We start from the raw sequence: 17,991 nt of genomic DNA, 5'->3' as shown, positions 1-17,991 counted from the left end.
GTCAGCTCGCCGCCACCGTCCCGGTGTTCATCCCCTCCAGCACCGCGTGCTCGGTCAGCGCGTCGCCGGCGAGCTCGGTCGTGGCGCGGCCGTTGTGGATGATGATCACGCGGTCGCAGAGGGTCGCGAGCTCGTCGATGTCGGTGGAGCAGAGCAGGACCGGGACGCCCGCGCTCGCCGTCGAGCGGATGAGCGTGTGCATCTCGGCCTTGGCGCCGACGTCGACGCCGCGGGTCGGGTCGTCGAGCAGGAAGACGCTCGGCGCCGCGTCCAGCCACTTGGCGAAGACGACCTTCTGCTGGTTGCCGCCCGACAGGCCGCCGACGTCCATGTCCACCGACCGCGACCGGATGCGCAGGCGCTCGACGTGCTCGCGCGCGTGGGCGCGCATGTCGCCGGAGCGGATCAGCGGGCCGGAGGCCGCCAGCCCGACGGCGCGGATCTGGGCGATGTTCTCCCAGATCGGCTTGTCCAACATCAACCCGAGCCGGCGGCGGTCGCCGCTGACCAGCGCCACGCCCGCGCGGATCGCCCGACGCAGGCCGTGCGGCACGGGCCGACCGGAGGGCAGCGTCACGGTCCCGGCGCTCGGGCGCGTCAGGCCCGCGACCAACTCCATCACCACGTGATGCCCGGCGCCCGCGACGCCGGCCAGGCCGACGATCTCGCCCGGCGCCACCTCGAGGTCCAGCGGCTCCAGGCGCCCCGCGACCGCCGCGCCGCGCAGCGCCAGCGGCCCGCTCTTGCGGTCGACGGACTCGGCCACGTCGCGCGTCAGCGCCGCCGGCGGCGCGTGCGCCTGGCGCCCGCGCTCGCCGAGCATCGCGTCGACGATCGTCCCCACGGTCAGCTCGCTCATCGGCCGCGCGCTCATGACGACCGCGCCGTCGCGCAGCACGGTGACCTCGTCGCACAGGGCCATCACGTCCTCGAGGATGTGCGACACGAACACGACGGCGACCTGGCGGTCGCGCAGCACGCGCAAGATCCTCAACAAGTTCTCGGTCGAGCCCTGGCCGAGCGCGCTGGTCGGCTCGTCGAGGATCAGCACCCGCGGCTCGGTCAGCAGCGCCTTGGCGATCTCGATCAGCTGGCACTCGGCCAGCGAGAGCTCTTCGACCTGCTGCCGCAGCCCCACGTCGAGCCCGAGCTCGGCCAGCACCGGCCGCGCCCGCGCCTCCATCTCCTGCCGGCGCACGAACGGCCCGCGGGTGGGCTCGCGCATCGGGTAGAGGTTCGCGAGGACGTCGAGGTCCGGGAAGACGTTCAGCTCCTGCGACACCACCGCCACGCCGTGGCGCACGGCCTCGGCCGTGGAGCCGAAGCGCACCTCGCGGCCGTCCAGCACCAGCGACCCCGCGTCCGGCGTCACCGCCCCCGCGATCGCCTTGACCAGCGTCGACTTGCCCGCGCCGTTCTCCCCCAACAACGCATGCACCGCGCCGGCGCGGACCGTGAGGTCCGCGCCGGCGAGCGCCACGACGCCGCCGTAGGTCTTGCGAACGCCGCGCGCCTCGAGCATGTGGTCAGCTGCCCGAGGACGAGGTCAGGTACTTGGACGGGTCCGCCAGCTGCTTGTCGGCGATCGGCTTGAAGAACGCCTCACGGGCCGCCGCCGACTTCTGCCGGGCGATGATCTGGTCGATGTTCGAGCTGTCGACCGTCAGCGCGCCGGTGTTCCACAGGCCCTCCGGCAGCGGCTTGCCGTCCTGCTTCTGGGCCGCCAGCAGCGCGATCGCGATGTAGGCCTTCAGGAAGTGCTCGGGCGAGATCAGCGCCTGCACGTACCCGTCCTTGACGCCCTCCAGCGCGACCGGGTCGAGGTCGCACGCGCCGACCAGCAGCTTCTTGCCGTTCTGCTTCTGGATGCGCGTCAGCGACACCGCCGCCTGCGAGCCCGGGCCGACGTAGGCCACCGCGTTGGGATGCGCCTTCACCTCGGCGCTCCACGTGTTGTAGTTGTCGGTCGGCGACTGCTTGGCGTTGAAGACCATGAACTTGAGGCCGGGGCGCTCCTTGGACAGCAGCTGCTTGAAGCCCTGGTTGCGCTGCTCGAGCACCGGCAGGCCCGGCGTGTCGGTGCCGATCAGCACCTCGCCCTTGGTCCCCTCCGGGATCTTCGGCAGCATCGCCTTGGCGAGGTCCTCGCCGATCTCGACGTTCGAGTTGCCGATCGTGAGCTTGACCGCCTGCTCGGCGCCCTTGGGCGGCGCGGTGTCGACCGCGACCAGCGGCACGCCCTGCTGGTGGGCGGTGATCAGCGGCCGCAGGAACAGGTCGGGCGTCAGCGTCATCATCGCCACGCCGTCCTTGGACGTGCGCGTCGCCGCCTGGAAGAGCTGGACCTCCGCGGGCCCGTCGACGTTGGCCGGCGCGGCCTCCTTGAGGTTGACCCCGGGCCGGTCCTTGGCCGCGGCCTTGGCGCCCATCGCCATCTCCTGGGCGAAGTTCGTCTCGGTCGTCGGGTAGATGAACGCGAGGTCGGCGGTCTTCGGGGCGCCGCCGCCGGTGCTCGTGCCGCCCGCGGCGGTCGCGCTGCCCGACCCGCCGTCGGACGACTTGTCGTTGGACGATCCACAGCCCGCCGCCGTGGCGACGAGCCCGGCGGACAGGGCGACGGCCAGGGTCGCCCTCCATCCGCGAGTCATCAAGGTCATGGTGCTCTCCTGCTCCCAGAGTTCGATGGTCAGAGGTGGTTATCCGTCAAGGGCTTGGCGGCGGTACCGGCGCCGCCCGCGGATGAGGCTGTCGAGGGCCACCGCGGTGAGGATCACCGCGCCGGTGGCGAAGTTGGACCAGTTGACGGGCACGTTGAAGTAGGCCAGCCCGCTGTTGACCGCGCTCAGCAGGATCGCGCCGAGGACCGCGCCGACGACCGTCGCGCTGCCCCCGCGCAGCGGCGTGCCGCCGATCACCGCGGCCGCGATCGCCTGCAGCTCGAAGCCGGTCCCGATGTTCGGGTCGCCCGAGATGAAGAACGCGAGGCCGAGCATGCCCGCCAGGCCGCTCAGCACGCCGACGAGCACGAGCGTCTGCACGCGCGTGCGCGGGATCGAGATGCCGCTGAACGTCGCGGCCTCCGGGTTGGACCCGATCGCCCGGACGCGGTAGCCGTAGGGCGTCAGCCGCAGGACCGCCGTGAGCACGACGACCACCAGGATCAGCACCCAGACCGAGACCGGCAGGCCGAGCTTGTCGCCGCCCAGGAACGTGAAGAACGAGTTGTTGGCCGGCAGGCCGGTGACCTGCTGGCCGTTGCTGAGCGCCTGGGCCAGCCCGCGGAAGATCGACATCGTCGCGAGCGTCGCCACGATCGCCGGGATCGCGATGAACTGCACGGCGGTCGCGTTGACCAACCCCATGCCGCCGGCCAGGACGACGCCCGCCAGCCCGGCCAGCCACGGGTTCCAGCCGTGCTGCATGAGCAGCGCCGAGCAGACGATCGAGAGCCCGAAGATCGACCCCACCGACAGGTCGATCTCGCGCATCGAGATCAGGAACGCCATGCCCGCCGCGATGATCCCGACGTAGACGGCGTTCTGGACGACCTCCTTCAGCTGCGACCAGGTCAGGAAGTCGGGATGCGCGATGCCGATGAAGAGGATCAGCGCGATCGTCGCCACCAGCACGCTGTTGGACTCGACGGCGAGCGCGCGCCTGCCGAAGTCGCGCGCCTGCGCGCCGCGGTCGCCGGCCGGCGCGCCCGAACCCGCGCCCGGCGGTGTGCCGCCGTGCGCGATCGGGGGCTCCTGCCCCGCGGTCTTCTCCTCCATCGTCACTGTCTCCCTCCTCGCCGGACGCCCGCCCGGACATGACCACGCCTCGAACGTAGCCGAGCCGACCCGGAAGTGTCAAATGTTTAGGATGCTTTGGAATGCGAATGTGCGTGCGCATCGCGCACACGCCGACCCGGCAGGAGGAGACCGACATGCCCGAAGCCCCCAAGCGCGAGTTCTGGCGCGACCTGAAGCCGATCGAGCGCGTCTTCCAGCCCGACGCGCCGCCCGAGGTCTACCTGAGCAACGCGCCGATCGACGACGACCGCTACTACGTGCCGTTCAGCGACACCGTCAGCTCCCGGCCGCTGTGGATCTCACCGACGACCAACCGCTGGTGCGACGTCCTGATGGCCAAGGAGGCCGGGCTCGTCAACCGCCACTACCACCCGCACGAGGTCTTCGCCTACACCATCTCCGGCAAGTGGGGCTACCTCGAGCACGACTGGACCGCGACCGCCGGCGACTTCGTCTACGAGGCGCCCGGCGAGGGCCACACGCTCGTCGCCTACGAGCACGAGGAGCCGATGCGGGCGATCTTCATCGTCAAGGGCCCGCTGATCTGGCTCGACGCCGACGGCCAGTCCGAGGACTTCTTCGACGTCCATCACTACATCGCGATGTGCAAGGCGCGCTACGAGGCGGTCGGGCTGGGCGCGGCGGCGGTCGAGGCCCTGTTCCGGTAGGGCGCCCACCAGGCGCGGTCGCCCAGCAGCACGATCGTCGCCGGCACCAGCACCAGGCGCACGAGCGTGGCGTCGACGGCGATCGCCACGCCCGCGCCCAGGCCGATCTCGCGGATGACCGGCACGCCGGTGACCGCGAAGCACGCGAAGACCGCGACCATGACCAGCGCGGCGCCGGTGATCGTCCGGCCCGAGAGCGCGATGCCCTCCAGCACGGCCTCGCGCGTGGTGGCGCCGGCGGCGTGGCGCTCGTGGATGCGGCTCAGCAGGAAGACCTCGTAGTCCATCGACAACCCGAAGACGACCGCGATGACGATCGGGATGACGACGGTGTCGACGTAGCCGGTGCCGCCCGTCCCCCACGTCATCGCCGCGGTCAGCACGCCCATCGAGGCGGCGACGCTGAGCAGGTTGGCGACGATCGCCGAGAGCGCCAGCGGCACGGCGCGGAGCATCACCACCAACAACACGAACGTCGCGGCGAGGATCCAGACCAGGACCTTCCACAGCGACGTCGTGATCGCGTGGTCGAAGTCCATCTGCGCGGCGGTGTCGCCGCCGACCAGCGTCCCGGGCGGCAGCGTGCGCCGCAGCCGCTGCACGACCGGCTTCGCGCGCGCGTCGTCGGCGTCGTACTTGATCTTGACGACCGCGAACTCCCACTTCTCGTCCTTGGTGATCGTGCGCACGCCGGTGCGCACGACGTCAGGATCGGCGCGCAGGATCTCGACCGCCCGCTCCATGTCCTTGGGCTTGATCAGCACGCGCAGCGGCGTGATGTCGCCGGCCTTGCTCACCGTGCGCCCCGCGTCGAACCCGACGCGCGTCTCGTTGTCCTTGGGGAACTGGCGCAGCGCGCCCTCGCCCGTGCGCAGCCCCAGCGCCGGGATCGCCAGCAGGATCAGGATCGACAGCGCGCCCGCCATCGCCACGCCCGGCCGCGAGACGACGCGCTCGCTCCAGCGCCGGAACACGCCCGGGTCCGGGCGGCCCGGGCCGATCCAGCGCCCGCAGATCGCCAGCAGCGCGGGCAGCAGCGTCGCGCACGCGGCCATCGCGACGAGCACGACGATCATCGCGCCGACGGCCATCGAGCGGATCGCGGGCGTCGGCACGAGCAGCAGCCCGCCGAGCGCGACGACGACCGCCAGGCCGCTGAACAGCACGGCCGTCCCGGACGTCGCCATCGCGGTCGCGCGCGCGGCGGCGCGGTCGGCGCCCGCGCGCAGCTCCTCGCGGAAGCGCACGACGACGAACAGCGAGTAGTCGACCGCCACCCCCAGGCCGATCATCGAGGCCATGTTGGGGACGTAGAACGTCATCGTGTAGTGCCGGGCGATGATTCCGATCAGCGCCGCGGTGATGAGCACCGACACGCCGCCGATCAGCAGCGGCAGCAGCGCCGCGACCAGCGACGCGAAGACCGCCAGCAGGATCAGCGCGACGATCGGGAAGCCGACGCGCTCGGCGCCGGCCAGGTCGTCCTTGGTCAGGTCGACCATGCCCGCCCACAGCGCGCCCGCGCCGACGAGGTGCAGCTGAACCGCGCCGTACCTGCGCTCGTCGGCCAGCCCGAGCTTCTTGCGCAGGACCTTGACGACGTCGGGCGCGTGGAACTCGTCGGCGTCCAGCGTGAGCGGCACGACCGCCGGCTTCCCGGGAGCCTCCTGCGCCATGTAGACCGCGGTGTCGCGCAGCGCGGGGTCCAGCTCGACGTGCGGCGTCTCGTGGGCGGCCCGCGCCAGCGCCGCCGACGCCGCCCGGTAGTCGCGCGCCGGCGTGCCCTTCGGGGCCACGAAGACCGCCGCCAGCGACGGCGGGCGGAAGTTGACGTCGACGCCGCGCATGACGTCGGACTCCACGCGCGCGGACTCCGAGCCCGGGACGGCGAAGCCGCCGCCGGTCAGCCGGTCGGACTGCTGGAGCGCGAACGGGATCGCGGCCGCGACCATCGCGGCCCAGATCGCCAGCACCACCCAGCGGTGGCGCGCGACCGCCCCGTGCAACGCGTGCAGCACCGGACGCTCAGCTCCGGCAGGCGACCGTGCCGTCGTACTTCACGATCTGCTGGCTGCTGTAGTGGGTCTCCACGTGGTAGCGCCACTTGTGGTCGCTCGGGCAGTGCGTCGTGGCGATCCAGTCGCCGCGCCCGATCGTCCCGTGGACCTCGTCGACGCGCAGCGGGATGCCGGCGACGATCTGGAGGTTGCGCGGGATCGTCACGTGCGCCCGATAGCCCCACTTCGGGTCGCCGCTCAACTTGGTGATGTCGATCGGCAGCGGCTCCCGGACGCGCGCCGGGTGCTGCAGGACCACGTACACGTAGGCCCGCTTCTGGCCGCCGTTGAGGATCGTGCCCGTCGGGCGCGTCGTCGTCCCGTCGGCGTCGGCCACCGCGTAGCCCTTGCCCATGACCGACTTCGGCGTGCAGATGCTCGGGCCCGAGCGCCGCAGGGCCGCCTCCGAGCACGTCGGCCACTTGCGGCCGTTGTAGACGCCGTCCTTGGGGAACCAGACGTCGACGGACTGCACGAGCGGCGGGTCGACGTCGCGCGGGATGCTGACGTACGCGTCGGCCTTGATCTTGACCCCCTGCGGATGGCGCGGCGTCCCGGCCTTGTTGGGCGTCACCTTCACGTTGGCGGTGATCTTGATCGGGACGGGATCGTCCGCGAGCGCCACGGCGGCCGACGCCGCGACCACGGCCGTGGCGCCCAGCGCCCACAGCCCTCTCCTCCTGGTGGACATGTCCCTGACGCTACGGGTCGGCGCGCATCATTGCAAACACCTACGTATCCAGCGCTCGATTACTCATCAACTACTGAGCATGAGCGCGTCGCACAGGGCCGCGACCGCGCGCCGGGTACGCGGCCAGCCGTCCAGCGCCGGGGGCGCGGGGACCGCGCCGCCGCGCCCGGCCTCGACGCGCTCGGCGAGGTCGGCCAGCAGCGCGTCGAGGCACCGCGCGTCCTCGCGCGACGGCGGCGGGCGCTCGCCGGGGCGCGGCAGCGCCAGCGCCACCAGCGCGAGCTGCTCGATCGCGTGGGTGACCGGCCAGCGCAGGTCGGTGCGCGCCGAGGCGGCCAGCGCGTCGCCGGTCGCGTCGCGCTGCGCGGCGTCCAGCGCGACGACCGCGACGTGCACGTCCCGGCGCCGGGCGCGGCGCTCGCGCTCCGGGAGGCCCTCGCCGCCCAGCGTCGCGCGCACGGCCGCGGCGGCCGCGCGGATCGCCTGCGCCTGCACGTTGGCCAGCCGCACCCGCGAGCGCCGCGGCCACACCAGCAGCCCGACGGCCACGCCGATCGCGCAGCCCAGCGCGGTGTCGACCAGCCGCGCGTCCAGCAGCCCGGAGACCGAGCCGACGCCCGCGATCTCCAACAGCAGCAGCGCCAGCGTCGTGATGCAGACGACCGCCGCGCCGTAGACGACCAACACCAAGGACTCGGTCAGCGCCTGGAAGACGCCGACGAGGATCACGAGCGCCGCGAGGCCGGGGTCGAAGCTCGTGACCGCCGCCGCGAGCACGACGCCGATCGCGGTGCCGACCGCGCGGTGCACCGCCCGCTGGCGCAGCAGCGCGATGTTGGTGCCCTGCAGGACGGCGGCGGCGCTCAGCGGGATCCAACTCGGGTGCTCGGCGCGCAGCAGGTAGCCGGCGGCGCCCGCGACGGCGATCGCCAGGCCGAGGCGCAGCGCGGCGGCCGGCGCGGGCGAGCGCGGATCGGCGAGGTCGGCCAGCGCCGCGCGCCAGCGCGGGACGCGGAGCGCGCCGGCCTCCTCGCGCACCTCCCGATGGTCCAGCCAGCCGGCGCCGCCCGCCGCGCGCAGCGCCGTGTCCAGGCGCGCGGCCGCGGGCACGGGCGGGCGGGCGCGCGGGATCACCGGCGCCGACCACGCGCCCTCGGCCAGCGCGTCGACCGCGCGACCCCACGCGGGATCCAGCGGCGGGCTGCGCTCGACCAGCAGCGCCAGCGCGGCCTCCAACAGCACCTCGGCCGCCTCGGCGCGGCGCGCCAGCTCCTCGCCGCCCGGCGTCCCCGGGCGCGCCGGCGGGACGGCGTCGGCGACCGCCTCCTGCGCGCGCTGGACCGCGAGCACCGCGTGGTGGCGCGCGGCGGGCGCGCGCTCGCGGCCGACGGCGTCCAGCAGCCGCGCGACCGCGGTCAGCGCCGCGGCGACCGCGGTGCGCTCCGGCGCGCGGGCGTCGCGCAGCGTCCCGGCCATCGAGATCAGCCACGCGGTCGCGGCGCCGAGCAGGACGAGGCCCGCGCGCGCAGGCGCCGCGCCGGGGTCGGGCGGCAGCGCGGCGGCGATCAGGAACGTGAAGACCACGAAGTACTCCCGCGGCGGCCCGACGCGCAGGACGAGGCAGCCGGCCGCGCAGAGGGCGGCGAAGACCGCGCCGACGAGCACGGCGAGCCAGTCGTGCGGCGCGACGAGCGTGCCGAGCAGCATCGCGACCGCCAGCGCGAGGCCCATGGCCGCGACGACCCGCGCCCGGCGCCGGTAGGGCGCGTCGAAGGCGTAGAACCCGGCGAACGCGCCCTGCGTGGCGATCACGCCGTCGCGCGGGTGCCCGGCCGCGCACAGGACCGCCAGCGGCAGCAGGATGCACGCGGTCGCCCGCAGCGACCGCGCGCGGAACCCCCACGCGTCGCGGGCCGCGCGTCGGACCGTGTCGCGCAGGGCTCCCAGGGACATCCCCGACGACCGTACCCGCGACGGCCGCGGCCGATCGGACCGCGAGTGGAAACTGTACCGTCCAGACGGTATAGTTATCTCCATGCCCGCCTTCGCCCTCCTCCTTCTCGCCATCCTCACGGAGGTCGTCGGCACCCTCGCTCTGCGGGCGTCCGACGGCCTCAGCAAGCTCGGTCCCTCCGCCCTGGTGGTGGTCGGCTACGGCCTGTCGTTCTGGCTGATGGCCCTGGCCCTCAAGCAGATCCCGGTCGGCCTGACCTACGCGATCTGGTCCGGCCTCGGCACCGCGCTGGTCGCCGTCGGCGGCGTCGTCGCCTTCGGTGAGACCATGAACGTCATGAAGATCGCCAGCCTGATGGTCATCGTCGCCGGCGTCGCCGGCCTCTCCGCCGCCGGCGGGGCCCACTAGGTGCCCCGCGGACGCGGCTCCGACAGCCGCGGCAAGATCCTCGACGCCGCCGCCCGCCTCCTGCTGCGCGACCCGTCCAAGCTCACGCTCGACGCGGTCGCCGCGGAGGCCGGCGTCTCCAAGGGCGGCCTGCTCTACCACTACGGGTCCAAGGCCGAGCTGCTGGACGCGGTCGTCGACCGCTGGGAGTCGACCTTCCAGGAGGAGATCGAGGCGGTCGCCGACCCGTCGCCGGGCGGCTGGACGCGCGCCTACGTGCAGGTCACCGCCCGCGACTTCGTGGACCCGCACGAGCGCGAGATCGACAGCGGCATCGTCGCCGCGATGGTCCTCAACCCCGATCGCCTCGAAACGGTCCGCGCGCGCTACCGCTCCTGGCAGGAGCGGCTGGCCGACGACGGCATCGACGAGGTCGACGCGACGCTGGTCCGGATGGCCGCCGAGGGCCTCTGGTTCTGCGAGCTGCTGGACCTCGGTCCGCCCACCGGCGAGCTGCGCGAGAAGCTCCTGGCGCGCATGCGCGAGCTGGCCTCCGAGTGACCTCGCGCTGACATCCGGCCAGGTCGATAGCCGGGCAGATGAGTTCCCGGGCGCCCGGCCGTCTATGGTTCCGGCACGGTACGGCGCGAGAACCGCTCTCACACGCCCGCCGCGCTCCCCCTCCCCGCAACCCCCAGGAGCCTCACTCCCCCATGCGCACACTCGCACGCTGGTGCTTCCGCCACCGCTGGCTGGTCCTGATCGGCTGGCTCGTCGGCCTCTTCGCCCTCGGCGGTCTCGCCAACGGCATCGGCGACAACTACAAGGACGAGTTCAAGCTCTCCGGCACCGACTCGTTCGACGCCATCCACCTCCTGCAGCGGTCGGCGCCCAAGGCGTCCGGCGACCAGGAGCAGATCGTCGTCGCCGCCAAGGACGGCAAGATCACCGACCCGGCCAACCAGGCGCGCGTCGAGCGGATGCTGGCCAAGGTCAAGACGCTGCCCCACGTCGAGTCGGTCGGCTCGCCGTTCGCGGCGGGCAACCAGGGCCAGATCTCCAAGAGCGGACGGATCGCGTTCGCCGACGTCACGATGGACGACGACGTCATCAGCCTGCCGACGTCGGCGGCCGACAAGCTCGTCAGCACCGCGCAGGACTTCGCCAACGGCTCCCTGCAGGTCGAGCTCGGCGGCCAGGCGATCCAGAACGCGCGCCAGCAGGGCGCGGGCGGCACGGACATCGGCTTCCTCGCCGCGTTCATCGTGCTCTTCATCGTCTTCGGCTCGTTCCTGGCGGCGATCCTGCCGCTGCTGACCGCGGCCTTCGCGCTCGGCGTCGGCATCTCGACGATCGGCCTGCTGTCCAACGTCATCACGATGGCGTCGTTCAGCTCGCAGCTGTCGCTGCTGATCGGCCTGGGCGTCGGCGTCGACTACGCGCTGTTCATCGTCACGCGCTACCGCCAGGAGATCATGCGCGGCGCGACGCCGGAGGACGCGGCGGTCAGCGCGATCGACACGTCCGGACGCGCGGTGCTGTTCGCCGGCATCACGGTCTGCATCGCGCTCCTGGGCATGTTCGCGCTGGGCGTGTCGTTCCTGTACGGCGTGGCGACCGCGTCGGCGATCGTCGTGGCCTTCACGGTCTTCGCGTCGCTGACGCTGCTGCCCGCGTTCCTGGCGCTGTTCGGCAAGCGCGTGATGACGCGCAAGCAGCGCAAGGCGGTCGCCGCCGGGCAGCTGGCCGTCAGCGACGAGTCGCCGCTGTGGGGCAAGTGGTCCAACATCCTCGAGAAGCGCCCGGCCGTCCTGGCGATCTCGGCCGCCGTGATCATGCTGCTGCTGGCCACGCCGGCGCTGAGCATGCGCCTGGGCAACTCCGACGCGGGCAACGACCCGAGCGGCACGACGACGCGCAAGGCCTACGACCTGCTGGCCGAGGGCTTCGGCGCGGGCTTCAACGGCCCGCTGCAGCTCGTGGCCGAGAACAAGAACGGCGCGGAGGGCAAGGCGGCCTTCCAGCGCGTCGCCGACGCGGTGGCCAAGACCGACGGCGTCGTGGCGGTGACCAAGCCGGTCGAGGTCGGCAAGAACGTCGTCCTGGCCCAGGTGTATCCGAAGTCCTCGCCGCAGTCCCAGGAGGTCAACGACCTCGTCAAGAAGCTGCGCAGCGACGTCGTGCCACCGGCCGAGCAGAGCCAGATCCGGGTGCTGGTCGGCGGCAACACGGCGATCGGCATCGACTTCTCCAAGGTCCTGGCCGACAAGCTGCCGCTGTTCATCGGCGTCGTCGTGCTGCTGTCGTTCCTGCTGCTGATGGCCGTGTTCCGGTCGCTGGTCATCCCGGCGATGGCCGCGGTCATGAACCTGCTGAGCGTCGTGGCCGCGTTCGGCGTCGTGGTGGCCGTGTTCCAGAAGGGCTGGGGCGCGTCGCTGATCGGCGTCGACCAGACCGGGCCGATCGAGGCGTTCCTCCCGGTCATGGTCTTCGCGATCCTCTTCGGGCTGTCCATGGACTACGAGGTCTTCCTCGTGTCCCGGATCTATGAGGAGTGGCACAAGCGCGGTGACAACCGCGAGGCCATCAAGCACGGCCTGGCCGCCACCGGCCGGACGATCACCGCCGCGGCGGCGATCATGGTCCTGGTCTTCGGCGCCTTCGTCCTCGGCGGCGAGCGCGTGATCAAGCTGTTCGGCATCGGCCTGGCGTCGGCGGTCTTCCTCGACGCGCTGATCGTGCGATCGGTGCTCGTCCCCGGCCTGATGCTCCTGGTCGGCAAGCGCAACTGGTGGCTGCCCGCCTGGCTGGATCGCATCGTGCCGCGCCTCAACGTCGAGGGCCAGGCCGCCCCGACGACGCAGCACCCGGCGCCGGCCGCACGGCCGGCGACCGAGAACGCCTAGGCGCTCCGCGCCACATCGCACGCACCGCGGCGGTCGCGAGGATCGGGCTCGCGACCGCGGCGTGCGGAAATGGAACAGGAGTGTTCCTGAATGGACCCAGTGAAGTTCCTCATCCGGCGGTGAGCCAAACGTGTCCCGTCCGGACACGGTCCACCAATTCGGGTGGTCAAGCGTGTGTTTGGACTGTACGTTGCCGTTTCGATGAGGCAGACTTGGGGCCGACCAGTCGTCTCGCTCTCTCGGGACAGGGAGCAGACGGCCGCTGACGCAAAGCTAGAGACCGAGCGTACGCGAGCTGGTCCTTCTCCCAACGGGCCGGGCGCTTCCCCTGGCGCCCGGCCCGTTGACCCTTCCCATATGCCACCTTCCGCGACCTCGCCGCTCGCCGCGCTGCCCCTTCTGGTCACGATGCTCGGCGAGGACGAGATCGCCTCGCCCGACGCCGCGTTCCACGACCGGCTCGCCGAGGCGGTCTGCCGCCTGGGCTCGATGCGCCGCGCGGCGGTCTTCCTCACCGACGACGTGCGCCGGCGGCTGACCGCGGTCGGCGCGCACGGCGTCGAGCTCGACCTCCTGCGCACGACGCCCGCCCGCGTCCTCGCCCCCGCCTGGCGCGCGCTGGAGGACGATCGCGTCATCGAGGAGCCGATCGCGCTCGCCGGCGAGACCGCGAGCCTCACCTGCATCCCGCTGTCGGCCGCCGGGCAGCACCACGGCGTCGTGCTCGCCGAGCGCGACGCGGCCACGGGCCCGCTGTCGGACGCCGAGCGCGAGGGGCTCTGGACGCTCGGCAAGGTCTGCGCGCTGGCCGCCTCGGCGCGCGCCGCCACGCGCCAGCAGGAGCGCGCCCGCCACCTCGGCGACCGCCTCGACCTCGCGCGCGACGTCCACGAGCGCGTGGTGCAGCGCCTCTTCGGCGTCACGCTGGCGCTCGGCGCGCCCGGCGACCTCACCGGCCCCCAGCGCGAGCGCTGCGCCGACGCGCTGACCGCCGCCACCGCGGAGCTGCGCACCGCGATCCAGCGCCCGCTGACCGGCCGCCCGGCGCGCGAGCTTCGGACGACGCTGCGCGAGGAGGTCGCGCGCCTGGTCGACGAGCACGCCGACGCCAACCTCACGGTCGCCTGGGCACCCGACGTCGAGATCCCGCCCACGTTGGAGCCGCTGGCCCAGACCGTCGTCCTCGAGGCGGTCCGCAACGCGCGCAAGCACGCGCGGCCGAGCAGCATCGCGATCGCCGTCGAGCGGGACGGCGACGCGGTCGCGATCGGGATCGTCAACGACGGCGTCGGCCCCGGCGCCCCCGCCGGCGCGGGCGTCGGCCTGCGCCTGGCGGCCTTCGAGGCGCTGGAGTTCGGCGCCGCGGTCGACTTCGGCCGCACGCCGCCGGACCGCTGGCACGTCCGGCTGATGCTCCCCGTCCCGGCCGCGCCCGCACCGACCGTCCCGGCATGACCGCCTCACCGACCGCCCCTCCGCGCAAGCTCTGCGTGCTGGTCGTCGACGACCACGACATCGTCCACTGGGGCATGCGCCTGGTCCTCGTCCAGCAGGACTGGGTCGAGCGCTGCATCCCGGCGACCACCGGCGACGAGGCCGAGGACCGCGCCCGGCGCTACTCGCCGCACGTCGCGCTCGTCGACCTCTTCGTCGGCGACGAGGCGGGCACCGACATCGCCCAGCGCGTCCGCGCCGCGCACCCGTCCACGCGCGTGCTGCTGGTCTCGGGCGCGGGCCGGATCTCGGCGACCGCCGCGCGCGCCGCCGGCGCCGCCGGCTTCGTCACCAAGGACCGCAGCGCGGCCGAGATCGTCGAGGCGATCCGCCGGATCGGCGCCGGCGAGGACGTCTTCGACGTGGCGACCCGCTCGGGCGGCGCCGGGAACGGCGGGGCGGGCGGGTCGAGGTCCCTGGGCGCGGCCGACCGCTCCCCCGGCCGTCCGGCCCACCAGCGCCTGACCGCGCGCGAGCGCCAGGTCCTCAACCTGGTCGCCGCGGGCCTGACCAACGCGGAGATCGCCGCCGAGCTGCAGCTGTCGCCCAACACGGTCAAGGAGCACGCCAGCTCGATGTTCCGCAAGCTCGGCGCGCGCAACCGCGCCGACGCGATCGTCCGGGCCCAGAGGCTCGGCGTCCTTGACTGACCGGACCGGGCGAGATCGCCCGGCCGTCGCGCCCGACGGCGTCTACGGCACGGAGCGGGAACTTCCGTGAGCGGTGGTCACAGAACAGCGCGTTCGCGCGACTTAACGATGACCACCGCTTCGCAGTTCCCGAAAGGACACCCCTCCGTGCCCACGCCGTTCGCCTTCCGCACCGTCGCCGTCGTGGCGATCGTCGCCTTCCTCGCCGGCGTGCTGGCGGCGCTGGCCAACGCCTGACGCCGCCGGACGGCGGGCTACCTGCCCGCCGTCAGCTTGACCGTGACGTGCACGAGCTTGCCCGCGCTCGTGAGCCCGTAGACGGTGAACGCCTGCTTGGAGCCGACCTTCATCGCCTTCTTGAGCTTCAGCACGCCGCGCGGCAGCGAGAGCACGAGCTTCTTGGTGGTCTTGCCCTTGGCCGCGGTGAACGAGACCTTGCCCGACGACCACCGCACGCTGGTCTTCTTGTAGCGCTTGCCGCCGAGCGTCACGCGCGCGGACTTCTTGAGGGTCTTCGACGACGAGAGCTTCAGCGCGGCGGGCAGCTTCACGCGCACGCCCCGCAGCGCCTTGGTCGACGTCACGGTCAGCGACAGCGACGGCCGCTTCCTCTTGACGCCCGCGAGCTTGCCCTTGACGGTCAGGGGCTTCGACGCGCTCGCCGCGCACCCGACGACGTCGGCCTTGACGGTCTCCTTGCCGGTGGCGCCCGAGTGCGCGCCGTACTGCGCCTCGACGGTCGGCGTGGTCGTGCAGAGGTCCTTGATCGTCGACAGCGCGCCCTTCGGCCCGCCGGTGAGGCTCAGCGTCAGCTTCGCCAGCGGCACGTCCGGGATGCCGTCGAACGTCGTCGTCACGCGCGTGCCGAGCGCGACGTCGCCCTTGAGCCGGATCAGCCCGAGGTCGAGCGCGATGCCCGGCAGCGCGCCCGGCTTGGCGCCCTGCGTCAGGTAGGCGCCGCCGCTCAACGGGACCGGCAGCAGCGGCGTGCTCGCCGAGACCGTGCCGATCTTCGACCCGGCCGGGCAGGCGCCGGCGTTCAGCTGGTCGTCGGTGCAGACCGCGCTGAGGTTCTTGAGGTCGACGCCGAGGCCCGCGGGCAGCGACACCACCGTCCTGCTCATCGCCGCCTGGCCGTCGGCCTGCTGGATCGTCACCGTCAGCGGCGGGTGCGAGCCTTTGGCGGTCTGGCCCTTGGCCCCGAAGGACGCCGCCAGCTTGGGCGCGAACGGCAGCTTGTCGCAGCCGGTGGCCTGGTAGGGCGCGGTCGCGGCGGCGGTCGCGCCGCCGACGGCGGTGAACGCGCCGCCGACCGTCTGGGGCGCGCACGACGTGGCGTTCTGCATGAACCCGGCCCGGTCGATCGTCAGGTCGATCGCGCGGTAGACGGTCGGGATGCCCTGCAGCGTCTGGGGCAGCGCCTCGGTCTGCACGTCGATGCCGGTGTCGGGGCGCAGCACGAGCCTGTTCATCACCACGACCGTCCCGAGGTCGAGCGCCGGGACCTTCGTGTCGACGACCACGGCCAGGCCGGCGATCCCGCCGTCGAAGCCCTGCGTGAGGTAGACCTTGCCGGGCAGCGTCAGCGGCGCCGGGCCGGTGCCGACCGCGACGCTCGCGTGGCCGACCAGCGAGGCGTCCGGGCAGCTCGCGGCGCGCGCGGCGGCGACGTCGCACTGCGGGACGTTGGGCAGCCGGCCGGTCAGGCCCGGCGGCAGCGACACCTTGGCGTCCTGCAGGCGCAGGTCCTTGTCGGGCCGCCCGATGTGGACGGTCAACGCGGCGGGACCGCCGGCCTGCGCGTCGGCGACGCTGACGCCCAGCTGCGGCGCGAACGCCGGCGGCGGGCAGTCGACCACCTTGAAGGTGTTGGACGGGGACTGCACGCCGCCGCCGTTCCACGGCGTCATGTCCGCCGTGACGCCGTAGTCGCCGCACGCGGTCGGCGAGGTCAGCGTCGCGCGGCCGTCGCCGGGGTCGGTGTAGACGAACTCGAAGGACTGAAACGGGACCTGCGGCTGGTCGAGGAAGTGCGCGGTGATCGCCGTCGTGGTGGGGTCGATCGTCGCGTAGCCGCCGAGCTTCAGGCGCAGGCGCGGGTCCTCGACCGAGATGTAGTTCACGAGCGGGACGCCCGGCCGCGGCGTGCCGAAGTACACCTTGCCGGTCAGCGTCTGGCCCGGGAACAGCGGCGTGACGAACTCGACGCGGCCCATCTCCGAGGAGGCCGGGCACTGCGGCGGGGCGTCGATCCCGAAGCCGAACTGCTCGGCCGTGCAGGGCTCCAGGCCGTTGGCCAGCGGCGGGTTGAGCGCCAGGCCGGCGGGCAGCTTGAGGTCGACGTCCTTCAGGTAGGCCTGCCGGCGCGCGTCGTCGCCGCTGCCGGTGTCGGTCGTCGGGATGATGAGCTTGGCCCACGCCTCGCCGGGCGAGTCGGCGGGCGTCGTCGGCGGACCGACCTCCAGCGAGGGCGTGAACGGGACCTGGTCGCAGCCGGTCGGGCGGAACGCCGCGGTCTTCGAGGTCGTCTGGCCGCCGTAGGAGGTGACCGAGATCGTCGAGACCGCGTCGGCGTCGCAGCGCGTCGGCAACGTCATGAAGGGCTTGGCCATCGTGCTGTGATGGACCTTGGTCCCCCACAGCGTCAACGCCATGTCGTTGACGTGCAGGTCGCCGCCGAGCGCCGAGTCCGGGATGCCGTCGGTGACCGAGTCCAGGCCCGCGTCGGCGACGCGGACGCGGATCGGCGACATCAGCCGCACCGGGCTCAGCGAGCCGCCGAGGCCCTGGTCGAGCGCGATGCCCAGGCGCGCGGGCTCGCCGGGATCGGTCTGCAGGTTGTAGACCTCGCCGGTGATCGTCAGCGTGATCGGGATCGGGATCGGCGGGACGACGGTCGCCGAGGACGACACCGTGCCGACCTGGGTGCTGCCGTCGCACCGGCCCGCGGTGAAGTCGCTCTGCGTGCACGTGGGCGTCGCGGTCGGGTCGCCGACGACGCCGCCGGGCAGCCCGATCGTGACCCTCTTGACGTCGTCGCCGGCCGTGTTCAGCGCGAAGGCGACGCAGAAGTCGCGGTGCGCGCCCGCGGGCGCGTCGGCGGCGCTCGGCGACGTGGGCGAGCACGTGCCGTCTGCCGCGATCGGCTGCGCGACCAGCGACGTGATCGGCACCTCGGCCGCGCCCGCGCCGGCCGTCCCCATCGTGAGACCAGCGATCAGCGCGCAGCACGCGGCCGCGGCGCCGACGATCCATCGACCCATCCTCTTCCCCCGACTTCCACGTTCCCCTGAAAACAGCGACCGCGCGCGAGTGAACGCGGGCGGTCAGGACAGGCTAGGTCATACCCCTGAAAAGGGGTAGTTGGAACCTGTCGGGCGCTTCTGGACG

13 protein-coding genes are annotated in these 17,991 nt (G+C 72.9%); 6 read left to right on the top strand and 7 right to left on the bottom strand.

All coding sequences use genetic code 11. From position 1 onward, the window contains the following. Nucleotide 1 precedes the first annotated feature (1 nt). The 3 genes from VFG42_RS11050 to VFG42_RS11040 are packed head-to-tail and all read right to left on the bottom strand — an operon-like array spanning nucleotide 2 to nucleotide 3,773. The gene (locus VFG42_RS11050; RefSeq protein ID WP_324908286.1) at nucleotides 2-1,522 is read right to left on the bottom strand and encodes a sugar ABC transporter ATP-binding protein; all 1,521 of its coding nucleotides are present in this window, start codon (nucleotides 1,520-1,522) and stop codon (nucleotides 2-4) included. A gap of 4 nt (nucleotides 1,523-1,526) precedes the next feature. Then, nucleotides 1,527-2,657, bottom strand: coding sequence for a sugar ABC transporter substrate-binding protein (locus tag VFG42_RS11045; protein ID WP_324908285.1), 1,131 nt, complete (start codon nucleotides 2,655-2,657; stop codon nucleotides 1,527-1,529). Between the two features lie 39 nt (nucleotides 2,658-2,696). After that, nucleotides 2,697-3,773: an ABC transporter permease gene (locus VFG42_RS11040; protein WP_324908283.1), complete on the bottom strand. Its 1,077-nt coding sequence runs from the start codon at nucleotides 3,771-3,773 to the stop codon at nucleotides 2,697-2,699. A 155-nt stretch (nucleotides 3,774-3,928) separates the two neighbouring features. On the opposite strand from VFG42_RS11040, the gene VFG42_RS11035 reads away from it, so the two are divergent. Then, nucleotides 3,929-4,462, top strand: a complete 534-nt coding sequence (locus tag VFG42_RS11035) for a 2,4'-dihydroxyacetophenone dioxygenase family protein (protein WP_324908281.1) — start codon at nucleotides 3,929-3,931, stop codon at nucleotides 4,460-4,462. Here the strand turns inward: VFG42_RS11035 and VFG42_RS11030 are convergent. The 3 genes from VFG42_RS11030 to VFG42_RS11020 all read right to left on the bottom strand — a co-directional run bounded on the left by VFG42_RS11030 (nucleotide 4,411) and on the right by VFG42_RS11020 (nucleotide 9,163). Then, complete coding sequence (locus VFG42_RS11030; RefSeq protein WP_324908279.1) at nucleotides 4,411-6,480, bottom strand: MMPL family transporter; 2,070 nt, start codon at nucleotides 6,478-6,480, stop codon at nucleotides 4,411-4,413. The two genes, VFG42_RS11035 and VFG42_RS11030, sit on opposite strands and share 52 nt — an antisense overlap. Nucleotides 6,481-6,487: 7 nt before the next feature. Then, nucleotides 6,488-7,210 carry a hypothetical protein gene (locus tag VFG42_RS11025; protein WP_324908277.1) on the bottom strand — a complete coding sequence of 241 codons (723 nt, stop codon included), beginning with the start codon at nucleotides 7,208-7,210 and terminating at the stop codon, nucleotides 6,488-6,490. Between the two features lie 66 nt (nucleotides 7,211-7,276). Continuing rightward, nucleotides 7,277-9,163, bottom strand: coding sequence for an FUSC family protein (locus tag VFG42_RS11020; protein ID WP_324908275.1), 1,887 nt, complete (start codon nucleotides 9,161-9,163; stop codon nucleotides 7,277-7,279). An 82-nt stretch (nucleotides 9,164-9,245) separates the two neighbouring features. Between VFG42_RS11020 and VFG42_RS11015 the strand changes: the two genes are divergently transcribed. From VFG42_RS11015 to VFG42_RS10995, 5 genes are all read left to right on the top strand, one after another. Beyond that, nucleotides 9,246-9,572 (top strand): multidrug efflux SMR transporter, encoded by a 327-nt coding sequence (locus tag VFG42_RS11015; RefSeq protein WP_324908273.1) that lies wholly within the window; start codon nucleotides 9,246-9,248, stop codon nucleotides 9,570-9,572. Next, nucleotides 9,573-10,112, top strand: coding sequence for a TetR/AcrR family transcriptional regulator (locus VFG42_RS11010; RefSeq protein ID WP_324908271.1), 540 nt, complete (start codon nucleotides 9,573-9,575; stop codon nucleotides 10,110-10,112). 152 nt (nucleotides 10,113-10,264) lie between these two features. Beyond that, nucleotides 10,265-12,457: an MMPL family transporter gene (locus tag VFG42_RS11005; RefSeq protein WP_324908269.1), complete on the top strand. Its 2,193-nt coding sequence runs from the start codon at nucleotides 10,265-10,267 to the stop codon at nucleotides 12,455-12,457. A gap of 357 nt (nucleotides 12,458-12,814) precedes the next feature. After that, nucleotides 12,815-13,912, top strand: a complete 1,098-nt coding sequence (locus VFG42_RS11000; RefSeq protein WP_324908267.1) for a hypothetical protein — start codon at nucleotides 12,815-12,817, stop codon at nucleotides 13,910-13,912. Beyond that, the gene (locus VFG42_RS10995) at nucleotides 13,909-14,601 is read left to right on the top strand and encodes a response regulator transcription factor (RefSeq protein ID WP_324908265.1); all 693 of its coding nucleotides are present in this window, start codon (nucleotides 13,909-13,911) and stop codon (nucleotides 14,599-14,601) included. Before VFG42_RS11000 ends, VFG42_RS10995 begins: the two co-directional genes overlap by 4 nt. Nucleotides 14,602-14,855: 254 nt before the next feature. Here VFG42_RS10995 and VFG42_RS10990 read toward each other — a convergent pair whose 3' ends face one another. Next, entirely contained in the window at nucleotides 14,856-17,864 is a 3,009-nt protein-coding gene (locus VFG42_RS10990; protein WP_324908263.1) for a hypothetical protein, read from the bottom strand. Nucleotides 17,865-17,991: the final 127 nt, after the last annotated feature.

It is taken from the genome of Baekduia sp. (assembly GCF_035685985.1).
Lineage (GTDB): Bacteria > Actinomycetota > Thermoleophilia > Solirubrobacterales > Solirubrobacteraceae > Baekduia.
This window is presented reverse-complemented; position numbering and strand designations above follow the sequence as displayed.

Bases quoted from the DNA above. Each gene is read 5' to 3' on its own strand.
- VFG42_RS11050 (WP_324908286.1), bottom strand. From the start codon at position 1,522: ATGCTCGAGGCGCGCGGCGTTCGCAAGACCTACGGCGGCGTCGTGGCG.
- VFG42_RS11015 (WP_324908273.1), top strand. From the start codon at position 9,246: ATGCCCGCCTTCGCCCTCCTCCTTCTCGCCATCCTCACGGAGGTCGTC.
- VFG42_RS11040 (WP_324908283.1), bottom strand. From the start codon at position 3,773: ATGGAGGAGAAGACCGCGGGGCAGGAGCCCCCGATCGCGCACGGCGGC.
- VFG42_RS11000 (WP_324908267.1), top strand. From the start codon at position 12,815: ATGCCACCTTCCGCGACCTCGCCGCTCGCCGCGCTGCCCCTTCTGGTC.
- VFG42_RS11020 (WP_324908275.1), bottom strand. From the start codon at position 9,163: ATGTCCCTGGGAGCCCTGCGCGACACGGTCCGACGCGCGGCCCGCGAC.
- VFG42_RS11025 (WP_324908277.1), bottom strand. From the start codon at position 7,210: ATGTCCACCAGGAGGAGAGGGCTGTGGGCGCTGGGCGCCACGGCCGTG.
- VFG42_RS11045 (WP_324908285.1), bottom strand. From the start codon at position 2,657: ATGACCTTGATGACTCGCGGATGGAGGGCGACCCTGGCCGTCGCCCTG.
- VFG42_RS10990 (WP_324908263.1), bottom strand. From the start codon at position 17,864: ATGGGTCGATGGATCGTCGGCGCCGCGGCCGCGTGCTGCGCGCTGATC.
- VFG42_RS11035 (WP_324908281.1), top strand. From the start codon at position 3,929: ATGCCCGAAGCCCCCAAGCGCGAGTTCTGGCGCGACCTGAAGCCGATC.
- VFG42_RS11005 (WP_324908269.1), top strand. From the start codon at position 10,265: ATGCGCACACTCGCACGCTGGTGCTTCCGCCACCGCTGGCTGGTCCTG.
- VFG42_RS10995 (WP_324908265.1), top strand. From the start codon at position 13,909: ATGACCGCCTCACCGACCGCCCCTCCGCGCAAGCTCTGCGTGCTGGTC.